The following is a 16,411-nucleotide window of genomic DNA, read 5'->3' as shown; positions in this document are numbered from 1 at the left end:
CCCGGCTCGACCACCCCGCTCGACCACCCGGCCCGCTGCCGACGGCGTAACCGCCGCCGTCGGCGGGCCGTTTGGTGTGCATGAGACGCGTCCTGACCGCCGCCGTCGGGCTGGCGCTGGTGAACCTCGCCCCCGCCGTGCCCGCCGCGCAGGCGGCCGATCCGTGCGCCGCCTGGATGGACCCGCACGACTCGGCGAGCCACCGGGCCGACGAGCTGGTGGCGGCGATGACCGAGGACCAGGCGCTGGGGATGCTGACCTTCAGCGACCCGCCGTGGTTCGCGTTCTACGGCACCGCCGGCCACGTGGACGGCATCCCGGAGATCTGTGTGCCCGACCTCGTGCTCAGCGACGCCGGGTCCGGGGTCGCCGGTCTCCAGGTCGCCACCACGGTCTTCCCGTCGGGGGTCGCCCAGGCGTCCACCTGGGACCCGGCGCTCCAGCGGCGGCTCGGCCGCGCGATCGGGGAGGAGGCCCACGCCAAGGGCATCAACGTGCTGCTCGGCCCGGGGATGAACATCGCGCGGACGCCGTACAACGGGCGCAACTTCGAGTACTTCGGGGAGGACCCGCTCCTCAGCGCGCGCGGCGCGACGGCGTTCATCCGCGGCATCCAGGACAACCCGGTGCTGGCCAGTGCCAAGCACTACGCCTTCAACGACCAAGAGACCGACCGGATGACCGTCGACGTCCGGGTCGACGAGCGGACCCGGCGCGAGATCTACCTGCCGCCGTTCGAGGCGGCCGTGCGGCAGGCCGACGTCGGCTCGGTGATGTGCTCCTACAACCGCGTCGGCGGTGCCTACGCGTGCGAGAACCGGCGCCTGCTGACCGGCTACCTGCGCCACGACTGGGGCTTCGACGGCTTCGTCGTGTCCGACTGGGGCGCGACGCACTCGACCGCCCCGGCCGCGACGGCGGGCATGGACCTCGAGATGCACGCCTCCCCGCTGCCGCAGCAGTACTTCTCCGCCGACAACCTGCGGGCCGCGCTCGCCGACGGCACCCTCACCTGGGCGCGGGTCCGCGCCATGGTGCACGACGTCGTGCGACCCATGTTCGAGCACGGGCTCTTCGACCACCCGGTCGAGCCCGGACCGGCGCCGTACCTCGACGACGTGTCGACGGCGCACGCCGCGCTCGCCCGCCGGGTCGCGGCCGCGGGCACCGTGCTGCTGAAGAACCGCGGCGGCCTGTTGCCGTTCGACGGGGAGGGCGGTCGCACGATCGCCGTCATCGGGTGGGCCGCGAACCCGGTCGGTGCCTCGAGCGCCACCTCCGGCGGTGGCTCGTCCCACGGGTCCGGGGTCGCTCGCCAGGTCTCCCCGCTCGAGGGCATCACGGCCGCCGCCCGGTCCCACGGTGATCGGGTCGTGTACGTCGAGGGCTCGAGCACCGTCGACGCGCAGGCCGCCGCCGCCGCGGCCGACGAGGTCGTGGTCGTCGCGACCGACGGGTCGAGCGAGGGCAGCGACCGGCCCGACCTCGGGCTGCGTCCCGCGGCGTGCGCCACGGTGTTCTGCACGAGCATCCCCGGCAACCAGGAGGCGATGGTCGCGGCGGCGAGCGCGGCCAACCCGCGCACCGTCGTCGTCCTCGACGTCGGCGGGCCGGTCCGGATGCCCTGGCTCCCGGACGCGGGCGCCGTCCTGGTGCCGTGGTACGGCGGCCTCCAGCACGGCAACGCCCTCGCCGACGTCCTGTACGGCGACGCCGAGCCCGGTGGCCGCCTTCCGCAGACCTTCCCGGCGTCCGAGGCGCAGGCCTCGTTCGAGCAGCGGGCCTACCCGGGCGTCGACGGGAGGGAGACCTACGACGAGGGGCTGCTCGTCGGCTACCGCGGGTACGACGCGCGCGGCGACCGGCCGCTCTTCCCGTTCGGCTACGGACTGGGCTACACCACGTTCGACTTCCGCGACCTCGCGGTCCGGCGGACCGGTGCCGGCGCCGACGTCAGCTTCCGGGTGCGCAACACCGGTGACCGGGCGGGGGCGGCGGTTCCCCAGGTCTACGTGTCGTTCCCCGCCTCGGCCGGCGAGCCGCCGAAGCGGCTCGAGGGCTTCGAGAAGGTCAGGCTCGCCCCCGACGCGAGCCGGCGGGTGACGGTCCACCTCGGCCGCCGCGCCTTCGCGTACTGGCACCGGGGCTGGACCGTCGACCCGGGTCGCTACGGGATCGCGGTCGGCTCCTCCTCGCGCGACCTGCCGTTGCGGACGTACGTGGTACTCGGTGGTTGAGGTGCGAAGGCGCCCTGGCGCCTGAGCCTCGAGACCCCGGAAAGCCGACAGGCGGCGACGTGTCGCTGGCCGGCGCCGACTCTCGGCTCACCGGGTCTCGATGCGCGGTCACGGCCTCGCGAGCTCGGCCGTGCGCTTGCTCAAGCAAACTCGAGGGCGGTGCAGCACCAGCGCTGGTCGGAGGTGTGCACGAACCGGGCCGCGACGGCACGGGAGCGCTCGCCGTACCGGACGTGGGCGCTGACCTCGACCCGGTCGCGGGCCAGGAAGCAGGTGTGCACGCCGACCACCCGTGGGCGGACCGGCTGCACCCGACCCTGCCCCGGCTGGTGCCGGCCGGCCCGGCCGACGAGCTGGGCCCGCCGGTCGAGGTTCTCGTAGACCTCGCGGGACGTCCAGCGCAGCAGCTGGCTGACCGGGCGGTCGCCGCCGACGATCTCGACCGCCGCCTGGACGTAGCGGCCCGCCCACTCCTCGAGCCGGCGACGCACCGGTCCGTCGATCGCGATCACATCGGCGACCGGCCGCTGGTGCCGGGCGGCCACGGGCTCGGGCGGGTCGAAGCGCGGCTGCAGGTCGAGCGCGAGGGTGCCCTGCACACTGGCCACCGCTGCGGGCACCAGGGGGACGACGTTCCCGCGCGGGCCGGGCTGGTCGTGGGTCATCGGATCTCCTTCGGGTGGGCAGGGATCCGCAGCCGCTCGGCGGGGCGGATCAGGTCGGGGTCGGCGCCGATCGCCGACCGGTTGGCGGCGTAGAGCTCGGTCCAGCGGGCGCCGTCGCCGAGGTGCTCGGCCGCGAGGTCCCAGAGGGTGTCGCCGGGGCGCACGGTCACGAGCGGCGCCGGGTCCGGCCGAGGCGCCGACGTGACGCCGCCGTGCGGGCGGTCGGGGAGCGGGAGCCCGGCGATCGCCGAGGCGACCACGGACGCGGCCGTCTGTGGCGGGTCCTGGCGTCCGGTCGCGGCGCCCGCGGGGGCCGTCAGTCCGGCCGCCACCGCGGCACCGCAGGCGGTGAGCAGCAGCCGCCGCAGCACGACCGGGACCCCCGGCAGCCGCGGCGTCCCGGGCGCCAGGGCCTCGGCGGTGACGACCGTGGCGACGAGGGCGAGCCAGAGGGCGGCGACCGCGCCGACCGCCGCGCACCCCCGGACCAGCTCGCCGTCGAGGCCGGTGCCCGGCGCCAGCGCGACCGGGGCCAGCCAGGTGGCCAGCCCGCCGGCGACGGCGACGGTCGCGCCCCCGACGGCGAGGGCGCGGACGAGCGGAGCGTGCATCCCGAGAACCGATCCATGTGTTTGCGTATGTTTGCTTCAGGATGCGCTGTTCTGCGTGCATCGTCAACGGGTCGTCCACAGGCGCGCGGTCACCCGGTCCGGGTGGTGTGGGGCGGCGGGCGGAGGCGCCACACTGCTGCCGCGAGCGAAGGAGGCACATGGCCGGGGGCGGTGGGGAGGTCCGCAGGGCACGGTCGGACGCGCGCTGGTTGACGCCGGTCCGGCTCAACGGCCTAGTGGCGACCCTGTTCATGATCGGGTCCGCGTGCTTCGTCCTCGGGTCCGTCCCGGCCTACCTCGACGCCGTCGGGACGACGGTGGACGGCGTGACCTACTTCGTCGGCTCGATCTTCTTCACCTCGGCCTCGCTCGGGCAGCTCCTCCAGGCGCAGACGCCTGAGATGACCGGGGTGGACGAGCAGGGGCAGCACCGGCCGACCCGGGTGCGGTGGCGGGCCTGGCTGCCGCACGACCGCAACTGGCTGGCGGCGGCGAGCCAGTTCCCCGGGACGCTGTTCTTCAACGTCAGCACCTTCGCCGCCCTCGCCGACTACACGAGCTTCCAGGACGTCGACCAGCAGGTGTGGCGCCCGGACTTCTTCGGGTCCACGCTCTTCCTCGTCGCCAGCGCGTTCGCCCTGCTCGCCCTCGAGCAGCACGGGCTCCGGCAGCAGCTGCGGACCCTGCCGGGACAGATCGCCTGGATCAACATGCTCGGCTCGATCCTGTTCATGCTCTCGGCGATCGCCGCCTTCGTGCTGCCCAGCGGCGTCCCCGTCGACGACGCGCTGGCCGTGGGCGGCACCCTGTTCGGCGCCGTGTGCTTCCTGGTCGGCGCCGCGCTCATGTTCCCCGCCTGGCGCCACGAGGTGCGCTCGGCCACCACCGGAGGAGACCGACCATGACGAGCACCACGAGCGCACCGACGACCCGCGAGGAGATGGTGGCGAGGGGCAAGGCGGCACGGGACGTCGTCCCGCTGGACGACCTGGCCGCGCTCGACCCGGGCGTCGACCGGGACGTGGTCGGGCTGCTCGCCGCCCAGGGCGTGAGCCGGGTCCCCGAGCTGGTGCCGGTGCGGCACGCCCGGATGTCCGTCAGCGCGTTCACCTTCTACCGCGGCGCCGCCCTCCCCATGGCCGCGGACCTCGCGCGCACCCCGAGCACCGGCCTCACCGTGCAGCTGTGCGGCGACGCGCACCTGGCGAACTTCGGGGTCTACGCCTCGCCCGAGCGGCAGCTCGTCTTCGACCTCAACGACTTCGACGAGACGCTGCCGGGGCCCTTCGAGTGGGACGTCAAGCGGCTGGTGAGCAGCCTCGAGATCGCGGGGCGGGCCAACGGGTTCCGGCGCAAGGAGCGCGCCCGCGTGCTGCTGGAGACCGCAGCTGCCTACCGGCACGCGATGCGGGAGTTCGCCCGCCAGCCGCTGCGCGACGTCTGGTACAGCCACGTCCGGATCGACGAGGAGATGGCGCGGGTCAAGGACCACGTCGCCCCGGACCGCTACCAGGCGATGGTCGACCTGCTGGCCAAGGCGCGTGGCCGCGACACGGCCCAGGCGATGCGCAAGCTGACGACCGTCGTGGACGGCCGGCACCGGATCCGGAGCGACCCGCCCCTCATCGTCCCGGTCGAGGACCTGCTCCCCGAGTGGGGCGTGGAGGAGATCTACGACATCCTCGGCCAGGTCCTCGACCAGTACGCCGAGACGCTGGTGTCCAACCGGCGGCACCTGGTCCGGCAGTACCGGCTGGTCCACGTCGCGCGCAAGGTCGTCGGCGTGGGCAGCGTCGGCACCCGCGCCTGGGTGATGCTGCTGGAGTCCGCCGACGGCACCGACTTCCTCTTCCTCCAGGCCAAGGAGGCCCAGGAGTCCGTGCTCGCGCCGTACGCCGGGGCCAGCACGTTCGACAACCAGGGCGAGCGCGTGGTGGCGGGGCAGATGCTCATGCAGGCCGTCAGCGACCCGTTCCTCGGTTGGCAGCGCATCGTGGGCGTCGACGACGTCCAGCGCGACTACTACGTGCGCCAGCTCCGGGACTGGAAGGCATCGCTCCCGGTCGAGGAGATGGTCCCCACCGGTCTGGCGATGTACGGCCGGCTGTGCGCGACCACGCTCGCGCGCGCCCACGCCCGCTCCGGCAACCGGGTCGAGATCGCCGCCTACCTGGGGAAGAGCGACCGCTTCGAGCGGGCCATCGCGGAGTTCGCCACGGCCTACGCCGACCTCAACGACCAGGACCACGCGAGCATGGTCGCGGCGATCGCCTCCGGCGACCTCCCGGCGGCCGAGGAGGCCTGACCCCCGACCCTGACACCGGTCCCACGGCGAGGGTTGGGCGGGCGTCGACGGGGCACGCTCGCGGCATGGCCTGGGAGGAGGAGCTCTTCGCCCTGCTCGACGACCTCGAGCAGCAGGCGGAGGCGGCCTTCGACGCGGAGCGCGACGCCGACCTGGCCGACCGCAGCCGGGCGGCCTACCGCGAGGTCACCCTCGCCTCGCGGCTGATGGCGTCGGTCGGCACCGAGGTGCGGTTCGACGTGGCCGGTGTCGGCGCGGTCGTCGGCGTCCTCGAGCGGGTCGGCACCGGGTGGTGCCTGGTCGCCGGTCCGGCCCAGGACTGGGTCGTGTGCCTGCCGGCGGTCGCCGCGGTGCACGGCGCCGCGTCGCGCTCGGTCCCCGAGGTGGCCTGGTCACCCGTCGCCCGCCTCGGTGTGGGCTCGGCCCTGCGCCGTCTCGCCGACGCGGGGGAGCGGTGCGTGCTGCACCTGACCGATGGGACGGCGTACGACGCGGTGCCCCGCCGGGTCGGGGCCGATTTCGTCGAGGCGACGGTCGGCGAGGGTCGCAGCCTGCTGGCCGCCCTCGCCGCGCTGGCGGCGGTCCAGTCCCGCTGAACGGGTGCCGCAGGAGCGGTCAGGTGGCGTCGGCGTCGTAGGGGGGCAGCTCGCCCTCGTCGAGCGGCCGCTGCCCGCGCCGGGTCGGCCGGACCGGCTCGTCGTCGTCCTCGTCGAGGGCCTCGGCGATGTGCCGGCGGACGATCTCGCGAGGATCCAGGTCACGCAGCTCGAGGTCGGCGTACTCGGGCCCGAGCTCGGCGCGCAGCTCGTCGCGGGCGCTGTCGGCGAACCGCCGGACCTTGCGGACCATCTGCCCGGCCTGACGGGCGAGGTCGGGGAGGCGGTCCGGACCGAAGACGAGGACAGCGACGAAGGCGATGACCGCGAACTCCGGCAGGCCGACCCCGAACACGAGGTCAGAACTTACTGGTCGGCGTCAGTCCGAGCTGCATCCCGGCGAGTCCGCGACCGCGTCCGGCGAGCCGGTCGGCCACCGCGGCCAGCACCCGGGCGCCGGGAGCGGTCGGGTCCGACTCGACGATCGGCTTGCCGGCGTCGCCGCCCTCGCGGAGCGAGGGGTCGATCGGCACCCGGCCGAGCACCGGGACGTCGTACCCGAACCGGGCCGAGAGGGTCGCCGCCACCCGGTCGCCGCCACCGGCGCCGAAGATCTCGAGGCGGTGCTCGACACCCTCCTCGGCGCAGTGCGGGCAGGGGAGGAAGCTCATGTTCTCGACGACACCGACCACGCGCTGGTGCATCATCGACGCCATCGTGCCGGCCCGCTCGGCGACCTCGGCGGCCGCCTCCTGCGGGGTGGTCACCACGACGACCTCGGCGCCCGGCAGGTGCTGGCCGAGCGAGATCGCGACGTCGCCGGTGCCCGGCGGCAGGTCGAGGAGCAGGACGTCCAGGTCGCCCCAGTAGACGTCGGCGAGCATCTGCACGAGCGCCCGGTCGAGCATCGGGCCGCGCCAGGCGACGACCTGGTCGCGCCGCGGCTTGAGCATGCCGATCGAGATCACCGAGACGCCGCTGGGCGTCGGGACCGGCATGATCAGCTCCTCGACCTGCGTCGGGCGCGCGTCGGCGATGCCGAGCATCGCGGGGACCGAGTGGCCGTAGATGTCGGCGTCGACGATCCCGACCTTGAGGCCCTGGTGGGCCATCGCGAGGGCGAGGTTGACGGTCACCGACGACTTGCCGACCCCGCCCTTGCCGCTGGCGATCGCGAAGACCTTGGTCAGCGAGCCGGGCTGGGCGAACGGGATCTCGCGCTGGGCCTGTCCGCCGCGCAGCGTCTCCTGCAGGCCGGCCCGCTGCTCGGCGGTCATCACGCCGAGGCTCAGGTCGACGCCGGAGATGCCCTCGACCCCGCCGACGGCGGCGGTGACGTCCCGGTTGATCGTGTCCTTCATCGGGCAGCCGGCGACGGTGAGCAGCACGTGCACGTGTGCCACGCCGGCGTCGTCGACCTCGACGGAGTCGACCATGCCGAGGTCGGTGATCGGGCGCTTGATCTCGGGGTCGTTGACGGTCGCCAGTGCGGCGTTGACCGCCTCGAGGAGGGTGTTGCTCATGATCCCCGAGTCTACGTGGCGCCCCCGTCCGGCTCGCCCTCGCCCGGGTGGGACGGCCCACGCTCGCCGCTGCGGTCCTCGAGGTCGGCGAGCAGGCTGCGCAGCTCCGAGCGCAGGAAGTCACGCGTGGTGACCTCGCCGACCGCCATCCGGAGCGAGGCGACCTCGCGGGCGAGGAACTCCATGTCGGCGTGCGCCCGGGCGTCGGCCTGCCGGTCCTGCTCGGCGATCACCCGGTCGCGGGCCTCCTGCCGGTTCTGCGCGAGGAGGATGAGCGGGGCGGCGTACGACGCCTGGAGGCTGAGCATCAGCGTCAGGAAGATGAACGGGTAGGGGTCGAACCGCAGGTCGGCCGGCGCGAGGGCGTTCCATCCGACCCACGAGAGCACGAACAGCGTCATGTAGATGAGGAACTGGGCGGTCCCCATGAACCGCGCGAACTCCTCGGCGAAGACGCCCAGTGCGTCGGGCTTGTACGACGGGCGCCGCACCAGCGGCTGCCGGCGGAGGTCCTTGGGGGTGTCGAGGCGGGGCGTGCGGTCGCTCACGGCTCCACCCCCTGGTGGACGGCGTGGTCGCGCCAGCCCTCGGGCAGCATGTGGTCGAGCAGGTCGTCGACGGTGACCGCGCCGAGCAGGTGCCCGTTGTCGTCGACCACGGGTGCGGCGACCAGGTTGTAGGTCGCGAGGTGCGCCGCCACCTCGTCGATGGTCGCCTCGGGGCGCAGCGGGTCCATGGTGACGTCGAGCGCCCCCGCGACCAGGGTGGAGGGCGGCTCCCGCAGCAGCCGCTGGATGTGGGCGACGCCGAGGAAGCGGCCGGTCGGGGTCTCGAGCGGCTGACGGCACACGTAGACCAGGGCGGCCAGCGCCGGGGTCAGCTCGGGGTTGCGGACGTGGGCGAGCGCGTCGGCGATGGTCGCGTCCGGGCCGAGGATCACCGGCTCCGGCGTCATCATCGCGCCCGCGGTCTCCTCGGCGTACGACATCAGCCGGCGCACGTCCTCGGCCTCCTCGGGCTCCATCAGCTCCAGGAGCGCCTCGGCCGTCTCGGGCGGCAGGTCGGCGATCAGGTCGGCGGCGTCGTCGGGCGACATCTCCTCGAGCACGTCGGCCGCCCGCTCGTTGTCGAGGTGCTCCAGGATCTCGACCTGGTCCTCCTCGGGGAGCTCCTCGAGGACGTCGGCGAGCCGCTCGTCGTCGAGCGCGGCCACGACCGCCGTGCGGCGCTCCAGCGGCAGGTCCTGGATCATGTTGGCCGCGTCGGCGGGCCGCATCTCGTTGAGGGCGGCGATCAGGTGCGTCGCGCCCTGCGCCTCGTCGCGGCGGGTCAGCCCCTCGACGTCGCGCCACTCCACGACGTGGGACTGGCCGCGCCGGCGCAGCCCCTTCGACGGCTCCTGGACCGCGACCCGGCTCAGCACCCAGTCCCGGTTGCGCGCCTGCTCCATGGCGACGTCGTAGACGGCCCCGGTCACCCCCGAGCTGACGATCCGCACGGTGCGGTCGAGCATCTGGCCGATGACGAGGGTCTCGGTCGGTCGCTGCACGAAGCGGCGCATGTTCAGCAGCCCGGTCGTGTAGACCTGGCCGCTGTCGATGTTGGTCACGCGGGTCATCGGGACGAAGATCCGCCGCCGGCCGAAGACCTCGGCCACCAGCCCGAGGACGCGCGGCTGGTGGACCTCCGAGCGGACCGCCACCACCAGGTCCCGCACCTTGCCGACCTGGTCCCCCTGGGGGTCGAAGATCGGCAGCCCGACCATGCGGGCCGCGTAGACGCGGACGGGCGTGGAGCTCACCCAGGCAACGCTACCGGCCGGGCGACCCCGGCCCGGGTTCCCGTGCCGAAGGCCCCGATCGGCGACGGTAGGGTGCCGCCATGGCAGCGCCGCCGGGTGAGATCCACCTCCACGTCGGCATGCCGAAGACCGGGACGACCTACCTCCAGTCGGTCTTCCTCGACTCCCGTGCCGAGCTCGAGCGGCAGGGCCTCGAGCTCGCGCCCCGGGGGCGGCCCGAGGCCGCCTGGCTCTCGCGCGCCGTGCGTGACGCGGCGCATCCCCGCCGCGACCCGCCGGCCGCCCGGGGCGTGCTCGACCGGTTCGCCGAGCAGGTGGCGACGAGCGCCGCGCCCCGCGTCCTGGTGTCGGAGGAGCAGCTCGGGGCCGCGACCGAGCCGCAGGTACGCCGGCTGGTGGACGCGTGCGGTGACCGGGAGGTCCACCTCGTGCTGACGGTGCGCAGCCTCGCGCGGCTGCTGCCGTCGACCTGGCAGCAGCGCGTGCAGCAGGGCAGCCGGACTCCCGACCTCGACACGTTCCTGGACGAGGTCGCGAGCCGGCGGGGCCGGATCGCCGAGCGCTGGTGGTTCGAGCGCGGGGTGGAGGCCGTGGTGGACCGCTGGTCGACCGGCATCCCGCTCGCGCGGATCCACGTCGTGACCGTGCCGCGCGGGCCGTCGGAGGTCCTGCTCGAGCGCTTCTGCGCCGTCCTCGGCGTCGACCCGGGCCGGCTGTCGACCGGGACGGCGCGGCCGAACGCCTCCCTGGGCCGGGTGCAGGCCGAGGTGCTGCGGCGGGTGGGCGAGCAGGTGCCGCGGAAGCTGGTCAACCGGCACGACTACGTGCCGGTCGGCAAGGGGTGGCTGGGTCAGCGACACCTCGCCGAGCAGGGGGGCGCCCCGCCGCGGATGCCCGAGCGTCTGCGGGCCTGGTGCGAGGAGGAGGCCGAGCGGTCGATCGCGATGCTCCGCGACCGCGGCGTCCAGGTGTCCGGCGACCTCGACGACCTACGACCCGACGACGGCGCCTTCGACGACGGCGTGCCGCCGGACCCCGAGGAGCTGGCCGCCGCGGCCGTCCGCGCGCTCGCGTCGGTCGCGATCGAGCGGGTCGAGGGCCGCAAGCGCGCCCGGGCGGGCGGGGACCCGCCGCGCGAGGAGCCCCGCGTGCGCCGCCTGCTGCGCAGGAGCCGGCCCTGACCGGCAGTCGGAGGAGGTGGCGTCGCCCCGAGCCGCCCGCGGCCACCGTCGGACCCCGCGTGGTGCTCCACGTCGGGCTCCCCAAGACCGGCACCACGTTCGTCCAGTCGCTCCTGGCCGACCACCGCGACGAGCTCCGCGCGGCCGGCGTCCTGTACCCCTTCGTCCGGCCCGGCGCGATGTTCCACGGTGCGGTGGAGGTGCGCGGCAGCCACGACAAGTTCGGCCTGGGCGCCGACCAGGTCGCCGGCACCTGGGCCGCCGTGTGCGAGCGGGCGCGCGCGTTCGTCGCCGAGGGTCGTGGGCTCGCCGTCGTCAGCCACGAGGTGCTCGCCGGCGCCACGCCGGAGCAGGTCCGGGCCGCCCTCGACCCGCTGGCCGGGACCGAGGTGCACGTCGTCGTCACCGCGCGGGACCTCGGTCGCCAGGCCACCGCGCACTGGCAGGAGGAGGTCAAGCTCGGGGCGTCCTGGTCGTTCGCGGAGTTCGAGCGCGACCAGCTGCGGGCCGACACCGGTCCCGACGCCGGTCCCGACGCCGGCGGGACCCGTCCGCACTTCTGGCACGCGCAGGACTTCGCCGACTGCCTGGACCGCTGGTCGGGCGGCGTGCCCGCGGGCCGGGCGCACCTGGTCGTGGGACCGCCGCCGGGGGCCGGACCCGAGGTGCTCTGGCAGCGGTTCGCCGAGGCCTGCGGCTTCGACCCGGGCCTGGTCGACCCGCGCACGGCCGGGGTCGCCAACCCGTCCCTGGCCGCGGCCGACGTGGCGCTGCTGCGCGCCGTCAACGACCGGCTCCGGGACCGGATGGACCGGGCGACGTACCTGCGCGTGGTCAAGCGGGGGTACGCCGAGCGGGAGCTCGCCCCGCACGCCGAGGCCCGGCCGCGGGCGCCGTACGCCCTCCGCGACCTGCTGGCCGACGCCACGGAGCGCTGGCTCGCGGCGGTCCGCTCGGCGGGCCACCCGGTCCACGGCGACCCGGCCGACCTCGCGCCGGTGACGGCGGGGCCGGGGGAGCCGGGTCCGGACGACGTGGCTCCCGCGCACGACCCGGACGAGGTGGCCCGCACCCTCCTGGCGCGCGCCGGCGGTGCTTGATCTCACATGCCCGGGAGGCTCCGGACGAAGTAGGTTACCGATCGGTTACCTGTTTCTCCCGATGGAAGGACGACCATGGGCCGCCTGTGCGAGACCGACGGACTGACCGAGGACCAGAACGAGATCCTCAAGGCGGTACGGACCTTCGTGGAGGAGAAGATCCTCCCGGTCGCGACCGAGCTCGAGCACGCCGACGAGTACCCGCAGGAGATCGTCGACGGGCTCAAGGAGCTGGGGATCTTCGGGCTGATGATCCCCGAGGAGTACGACGGCCTGGGGGAGTCGCTGCTGACCTACGCGCTGTGCGTGGAGGAGATCGCGCGCGGCTGGATGAGCGTCTCGGGCGTGATCAACACCCACTTCATCGTGGCCTACATGATCATGCGGCACGGCACCGAGGAGCAGAAGCAGAAGTACCTGCCCCGGATGGCGACCGGTGAGGTCCGCGGCGCGTTCTCGATGTCGGAGCCGGGCCTGGGCTCGGACGTGTCGGCGATCAAGTCCAAGGCCGTCAAGGACGGTGACGACTGGGTGATCAACGGCCAGAAGATGTGGCTGACCAACGGTGGCACCTCCACCCTGGTCGCGACCCTGGTCCGCACCGACGAGGGCGAGGACTCGCCGTACAAGTCGATGACGACCTTCCTGGTCGAGAAGGAGCCGGGCTTCGGCGAGGTCGCGCCCGGCCTGACCATCCCGGGCAAGATCGACAAGATGGGCTACAAGGGCGTCGACACCACCGAGGCGGTCTTCGAGAACTTCAAGGCCGGCGACGAGCACGTCCTGGGTGGGGAGACCGGCAAGGGCTTCTACCAGATGATGGACGGCGTCGAGGTCGGGCGCGTCAACGTCGCCGCCCGCGCCTGCGGCATCGCGAACCGGGCCTTCGAGCTGGCCGTGGCCTACGCCCAGCAGCGCGAGACCTTCGGCAAGCCGATCGCCGAGCACCAGGCGATCCTGTTCCGCATCGCCGAGATGGCGACCAAGGTCGAGGCCGCCCACACGATGATGGTCCGCGCGGCGCGCAAGAAGGACTCCGGCGAGCGCAACGACGTCGAGGCCGGGATGGCCAAGATGCTCGCCTCGGAGTACTGCAACGAGGTCGTCCAGGACTCCTTCCGGATCCACGGCGGCTACGGCTACTCCAAGGAGTACGAGATCGAGCGCCTCTACCGCGAGGCCGCGTTCATGCTCATCGGCGAGGGCACCAGCGACATCCAGAAGATGATCATCGGTCGCAGCCTGCTCAAGGAGTACAAGCTCAAGGCCTGATCGGGCACCGGGTCGGGTCGGGCGGCGTCCGGACCGGGCGAGAGTGACCGGCGTGGGACGTGGTGCGTTCGTGCCCTGTGTGACTGGAGTGGCGTTAGAGTGCTCCTGATCACCCAGGAGGTCCCCCATGCTCTCGGACGCTCGCTCCCGCCAGCGCCTCACCGTCGTCGCCGCCCTGCTGCTCGGCATGGTGCTCGGCGCCGCCGCCCTGCGCCTGTCCGGGATGGGTGCTGCCGACGACGGCGCGCGGCTCGCCGAGGGTGACACGACGACGCCGACCCAGTGGACGATGAGCTCGCTCAACGTCCTCGGCGCCGGCCACACCAAGCCCGGCGGCAAGAAGGCGGGCTGGGCCTCGGGCCCGGTGCGGATGAAGTGGCTCACCGAGGTCATCAACGAGAAGGGCGTCGACGTGATCGGCCTCCAGGAGTTCGAGCGGCCCCAGTACCTCGTCTGGGAGCGCGAGATGGGGGCCGACTGGGACACCTACCCCGGCACCGCCTGGGGGCCGAAGTACATGCGGAACTCCGTCGCCTGGCGCACCGACCAGTGGTCGCTGGTGAGCGGCAGCTGGGTGAAGATCCCCTACTTCCACGGCCACCTGCTCAAGATGCCGGTCGTGCGGCTCCAGAACGTCACGACCGGGCAGGAGATCTACGCGTCGTCGTTCCACAACCCGGCGAGCGTCCACGGCCCGGCGGCGCAGTGGCGCAAGAGGGCGACCGACATCCAGATCGCGATGGTCAACCGGCTGCGCGAGGAGTCCGGGCTGCCGGTCTACGTCCTCGGCGACATGAACGAGCGCGACGTCTACTACTGCCGGATGACCGCGGCGACCGACATGGTGGCGGCGAGCGGCGGCTACAACAACGGGACCGGTGGCCTCTCGGGCTGCGGACCGACCCGCCCGACGTACATCGACTGGATCTTCGGCTCGCCCGAGACCACCTTCAGCGGCTACGTCGCCGAGCGCGGCCCGAAGGTCCGCAAGTCGACCGACCACTCGATGATCATCGCCGAGGCCGAGCTGCCGCCGGTGACGCCGCCGACCGACTGCCCCACCCCGACGGTGACGCCGACGGTGACGCCCACCCCGTCGCCGACCTCGACGCCGCGGCCGAGCAGCAGCGGGACGCCGACGCCCAACGTGCCGTCACCGACCACCAAGCCCTGACTCGCGCAAAGCGCTGGCCCTCGTGCGGGGCGGCGTGCAACGGTGGGGGCATGACCGATCCGCAAGCGAACGACGACCTGAAGGCCAAGATGCGCGAGGCGCTGGAGCGGAAGAACCAGCGCGAGCAGGGTGTCCACCAGGACGGTCCGGTGCGTGAGAAGGCACACGGCTCCGAGGTGGCCGGCGGCGGCCCGAAGATGCACCGTCGCAAGGCGGGTGGCGGCGGCTCCTGAGCTGACGTTCAGGCCTGCAGGCCGCGCTCCGCGGCCAGCAGGGCCCAGACCTCGACGTCCCAGAGCCGGCCCTCGTGCTCGAACGCCTCGCGCAGCGTGCCCTCGTGGGTGAAGCCGAGGCGGCGGGCGACGGCCCTGCTCGGCTCGTTCTCGGGCACGCACTGCCACTCGATGCGGCGCATCCCGCGCACGTCGACGGCCCAGGCGATCATCGCCTCCACGGTCCGGCCGACCAGTCCTCGACCGGTCGCGTCGGGCGCCAGCCAGACGCCGATCTCGCAGGTCCGGGTCTGCGGCTCGAAGACGCGGAAGAGCGCGCCGCCGACCATCTCGTCGTCGCGCCAGAGGGCGTAGATCCGGCCGCCGTCGCGGGCGGTCGCGTCCGCGTAGCGCTGGAGGAACCCGTTGGCGGTGTCCTCGTCGACGATCGACACCGCCCACGGCAGCCAGGGGCGGAGGTGGGCGCGGTGCCGCTCGGTGAACGCGGCGAGGTCAGCGGCCTGCCACGGCTCGAGGGCGCGGAGCTCGGCATCGCCGATCGTGGTCGACAGCATGGGTCCTCCTCGGTACACAACGATCGTTATGTACTCTAGGCGCCATGCCCGCCCGGGTCGACCGAGAATCCCGCCGCCGTGACGTCGCCGAGGCCGTGTGGCGGGTGCTGGAGAACTCCGGCTTCGCCGGCCTGAGCATGCGCAGCGTGGCCGCGGAGATGGGCGCGACGACCGGGCTGGTGACGCACTGGTTCGGCACCAAGGAGGAGCTCCTCGACCACGCGCTCCAGCTCCTCCACGAGCGCACCGACGCCTCCCTGGGCGAGCACGTCTCCCTCCGCGACCGACTGGTCGCCGTGCTGCCCACGACCGACGAGGGGAGGGAGCTGAGCCGCATCTGGGTCGGCTTCTGGGGCCTCGCCCTGGTCGACGGCGGGCTGTCCGCGCGGGAGGCGGCACGGTACGAGCGCTGGCGGGACTGGTTGCGGCCGCACCTGCCCTCCGAGACCGCGGTCGACCTCGTGACCTCCTCCGTGCACGGGCTCGTGGTGCAGACGCTGTTCGACCCGGAGCGCTTCCCGGTGCCCCGCCTGGAGGAGCTGCTCGACGCGCTGCTCGGCGCGGTGCTGGTGAGACACCCCACAGTGCGGTCGACCCCGGGGCCAGGCAGAGTGTGACCATGCAGTTCGGACGCAGCTACGAGGAGTTCGAGGTCGGCGCGACCTACCAGCACTGGCCCGGCAAGACGGTGACCGAGTACGACGACCACCTGTTCTGCCTGCTCACCATGAACCACCACCCCCTCCACCTGGACTCGCACTACGCGGAGGAGACCACCCAGTTCGGCAAGAACGTGGTGGTCGGCAACTACGTGTACTCGATCCTGCTCGGCATGAGCGTGCCGGACATCTCCGGCAAGGCGATCGCGAACCTGGAGATCGAGTCGCTGCGGCACGTCGCACCGACGTTCCACGGCGACACCCTCTACGGCCAGACCACCGTGCTCGACAAGTGGGAGTCGACCTCCAAGGACGACCGCGGCGTGGTCCACGTCGAGACGATCGGCTACAACCAGGACGGCAAGGTCGTGTGCATCTTCCGCCGCAAGGTGATGGTGCCGAAGCAGAACTACCTCGAGCAGCGCGGCGGCGAGCAGCCGGGACGCCCGGTGCCCCAGCCGGACAAGAACTGGAGCGGCCCCGAGCCGAGCTAGCGAGGC

General features: G+C 73.3%; 18 protein-coding genes. 11 read left to right on the top strand and 7 right to left on the bottom strand.

All coding sequences use genetic code 11. From position 1 onward, the window contains the following. The first annotated feature begins 80 nt into the window (after positions 1-80). Complete coding sequence (locus ACILQ5_RS01035) at positions 81-2,237, top strand: glycoside hydrolase family 3 C-terminal domain-containing protein (RefSeq protein WP_395656102.1); 2,157 nt, start codon at positions 81-83, stop codon at positions 2,235-2,237. Between the two features lie 140 nt (positions 2,238-2,377). Here the strand turns inward: ACILQ5_RS01035 and ACILQ5_RS01030 are convergent, their stop codons facing one another. After that, positions 2,378-2,902: an Rv3235 family protein gene (locus tag ACILQ5_RS01030; RefSeq protein ID WP_395656101.1), complete on the bottom strand. Its 525-nt coding sequence runs from the start codon at positions 2,900-2,902 to the stop codon at positions 2,378-2,380. Then, positions 2,899-3,513: a LysM peptidoglycan-binding domain-containing protein gene (locus ACILQ5_RS01025; protein WP_395656100.1), complete on the bottom strand. Its 615-nt coding sequence runs from the start codon at positions 3,511-3,513 to the stop codon at positions 2,899-2,901. Before ACILQ5_RS01025 ends, ACILQ5_RS01030 begins: the two co-directional genes overlap by 4 nt. A 251-nt stretch (positions 3,514-3,764) precedes the next feature. Here ACILQ5_RS01025 and ACILQ5_RS01020 point away from each other — a divergent pair, with 251 nt between their 5' ends. The 3 genes from ACILQ5_RS01020 (at position 3,765) to ACILQ5_RS01010 (ending at position 6,414) form a co-directional block, all read left to right on the top strand. Beyond that, positions 3,765-4,418 (top strand): hypothetical protein, encoded by a 654-nt coding sequence (locus ACILQ5_RS01020; protein WP_395656099.1) that lies wholly within the window; start codon positions 3,765-3,767, stop codon positions 4,416-4,418. Beyond that, on the top strand, positions 4,415-5,818 hold the full coding sequence (locus tag ACILQ5_RS01015; RefSeq protein WP_395656098.1) for a DUF2252 domain-containing protein: 1,404 nt from the start codon (positions 4,415-4,417) through the stop codon (positions 5,816-5,818). Before ACILQ5_RS01020 ends, ACILQ5_RS01015 begins: the two co-directional genes overlap by 4 nt. Before the next feature lie 65 nt (positions 5,819-5,883). Next, positions 5,884-6,414 carry a hypothetical protein gene (locus ACILQ5_RS01010; protein ID WP_395656097.1) on the top strand — a complete coding sequence of 177 codons (531 nt, stop codon included), beginning with the start codon at positions 5,884-5,886 and terminating at the stop codon, positions 6,412-6,414. A gap of 19 nt (positions 6,415-6,433) precedes the next feature. On the opposite strand, the gene ACILQ5_RS01005 is transcribed toward ACILQ5_RS01010, so the two are convergent. From ACILQ5_RS01005 to ACILQ5_RS00990, 4 genes are read right to left on the bottom strand one after another with little or no spacing between them, the layout of a single operon-like run. Continuing rightward, complete coding sequence (locus ACILQ5_RS01005; protein WP_395656096.1) at positions 6,434-6,769, bottom strand: sec-independent translocase; 336 nt, start codon at positions 6,767-6,769, stop codon at positions 6,434-6,436. 4 nt (positions 6,770-6,773) lie between these two features. Then, positions 6,774-7,937: an Mrp/NBP35 family ATP-binding protein gene (locus ACILQ5_RS01000; RefSeq protein ID WP_395656095.1), complete on the bottom strand. Its 1,164-nt coding sequence runs from the start codon at positions 7,935-7,937 to the stop codon at positions 6,774-6,776. 11 nt (positions 7,938-7,948) lie between these two features. Next, complete coding sequence (locus tag ACILQ5_RS00995) at positions 7,949-8,485, bottom strand: DUF1003 domain-containing protein (protein WP_395656094.1); 537 nt, start codon at positions 8,483-8,485, stop codon at positions 7,949-7,951. Continuing rightward, positions 8,482-9,738 (bottom strand): magnesium transporter MgtE N-terminal domain-containing protein, encoded by a 1,257-nt coding sequence (locus ACILQ5_RS00990; RefSeq protein WP_395656093.1) that lies wholly within the window; start codon positions 9,736-9,738, stop codon positions 8,482-8,484. Before ACILQ5_RS00990 ends, ACILQ5_RS00995 begins: the two co-directional genes overlap by 4 nt. Positions 9,739-9,818: 80 nt before the next feature. On the opposite strand from ACILQ5_RS00990, the gene ACILQ5_RS00985 reads away from it, so the two are divergent. From ACILQ5_RS00985 to ACILQ5_RS00965, 5 genes are all read left to right on the top strand, one after another. Continuing rightward, the gene (locus ACILQ5_RS00985; protein ID WP_395656092.1) at positions 9,819-10,919 is read left to right on the top strand and encodes a hypothetical protein; all 1,101 of its coding nucleotides are present in this window, start codon (positions 9,819-9,821) and stop codon (positions 10,917-10,919) included. 59 nt (positions 10,920-10,978) lie between these two features. Further along, the gene (locus ACILQ5_RS00980; protein ID WP_395656091.1) at positions 10,979-12,019 is read left to right on the top strand and encodes a hypothetical protein; all 1,041 of its coding nucleotides are present in this window, start codon (positions 10,979-10,981) and stop codon (positions 12,017-12,019) included. A gap of 75 nt (positions 12,020-12,094) precedes the next feature. Then, positions 12,095-13,291: an acyl-CoA dehydrogenase family protein gene (locus ACILQ5_RS00975; RefSeq protein WP_395656090.1), complete on the top strand. Its 1,197-nt coding sequence runs from the start codon at positions 12,095-12,097 to the stop codon at positions 13,289-13,291. Between the two features lie 127 nt (positions 13,292-13,418). After that, entirely contained in the window at positions 13,419-14,465 is a 1,047-nt protein-coding gene (locus ACILQ5_RS00970; RefSeq protein WP_395656089.1) for an endonuclease/exonuclease/phosphatase family protein, read from the top strand. Positions 14,466-14,515: 50 nt separating this feature from the next. After that, complete coding sequence (locus ACILQ5_RS00965; protein WP_395656088.1) at positions 14,516-14,698, top strand: DUF5302 domain-containing protein; 183 nt, start codon at positions 14,516-14,518, stop codon at positions 14,696-14,698. 8 nt (positions 14,699-14,706) lie between these two features. Here ACILQ5_RS00965 and ACILQ5_RS00960 read toward each other — a convergent pair whose 3' ends face one another. Then, entirely contained in the window at positions 14,707-15,252 is a 546-nt protein-coding gene (locus ACILQ5_RS00960) for a GNAT family N-acetyltransferase (RefSeq protein ID WP_395656087.1), read from the bottom strand. A gap of 44 nt (positions 15,253-15,296) precedes the next feature. Between ACILQ5_RS00960 and ACILQ5_RS00955 the strand changes: the two genes are divergently transcribed. Both ACILQ5_RS00955 and ACILQ5_RS00950 read left to right on the top strand, forming a co-directional pair. After that, entirely contained in the window at positions 15,297-15,869 is a 573-nt protein-coding gene (locus ACILQ5_RS00955; protein ID WP_395656086.1) for a TetR/AcrR family transcriptional regulator, read from the top strand. A 2-nt stretch (positions 15,870-15,871) separates the two neighbouring features. After that, positions 15,872-16,405, top strand: coding sequence for a MaoC family dehydratase (locus tag ACILQ5_RS00950; RefSeq protein ID WP_395656085.1), 534 nt, complete (start codon positions 15,872-15,874; stop codon positions 16,403-16,405). Positions 16,406-16,411 lie beyond the last annotated feature (6 nt).

This window comes from Nocardioides sp., from assembly GCF_044226305.1.
Taxonomy (GTDB): Bacteria; Actinomycetota; Actinomycetes; order Propionibacteriales; family Nocardioidaceae; genus Nocardioides.
This window is presented reverse-complemented; position numbering and strand designations above follow the sequence as displayed.

Coding starts and splice junctions, on each gene's coding strand:
- ACILQ5_RS01020 (WP_395656099.1), top strand. CDS start 3,765: ATGATCGGGTCCGCGTGCTTCGTCCTCGGGTCCGTCCCGGCCTACCTC.
- ACILQ5_RS00955 (WP_395656086.1), top strand. CDS start 15,297: ATGCCCGCCCGGGTCGACCGAGAATCCCGCCGCCGTGACGTCGCCGAG.
- ACILQ5_RS01000 (WP_395656095.1), bottom strand. CDS start 7,937: ATGAGCAACACCCTCCTCGAGGCGGTCAACGCCGCACTGGCGACCGTC.
- ACILQ5_RS00950 (WP_395656085.1), top strand. CDS start 15,872: ATGCAGTTCGGACGCAGCTACGAGGAGTTCGAGGTCGGCGCGACCTAC.
- ACILQ5_RS00960 (WP_395656087.1), bottom strand. CDS start 15,252: ATGCTGTCGACCACGATCGGCGATGCCGAGCTCCGCGCCCTCGAGCCG.
- ACILQ5_RS00965 (WP_395656088.1), top strand. CDS start 14,516: ATGACCGATCCGCAAGCGAACGACGACCTGAAGGCCAAGATGCGCGAG.
- ACILQ5_RS00975 (WP_395656090.1), top strand. CDS start 12,095: ATGGGCCGCCTGTGCGAGACCGACGGACTGACCGAGGACCAGAACGAG.
- ACILQ5_RS01025 (WP_395656100.1), bottom strand. CDS start 3,513: ATGCACGCTCCGCTCGTCCGCGCCCTCGCCGTCGGGGGCGCGACCGTC.
- ACILQ5_RS01015 (WP_395656098.1), top strand. CDS start 4,415: ATGACGAGCACCACGAGCGCACCGACGACCCGCGAGGAGATGGTGGCG.
- ACILQ5_RS01030 (WP_395656101.1), bottom strand. CDS start 2,902: ATGACCCACGACCAGCCCGGCCCGCGCGGGAACGTCGTCCCCCTGGTG.
- ACILQ5_RS01010 (WP_395656097.1), top strand. CDS start 5,884: ATGGCCTGGGAGGAGGAGCTCTTCGCCCTGCTCGACGACCTCGAGCAG.
- ACILQ5_RS00970 (WP_395656089.1), top strand. CDS start 13,419: ATGCTCTCGGACGCTCGCTCCCGCCAGCGCCTCACCGTCGTCGCCGCC.
- ACILQ5_RS01035 (WP_395656102.1), top strand. CDS start 81: ATGAGACGCGTCCTGACCGCCGCCGTCGGGCTGGCGCTGGTGAACCTC.
- ACILQ5_RS00985 (WP_395656092.1), top strand. CDS start 9,819: ATGGCAGCGCCGCCGGGTGAGATCCACCTCCACGTCGGCATGCCGAAG.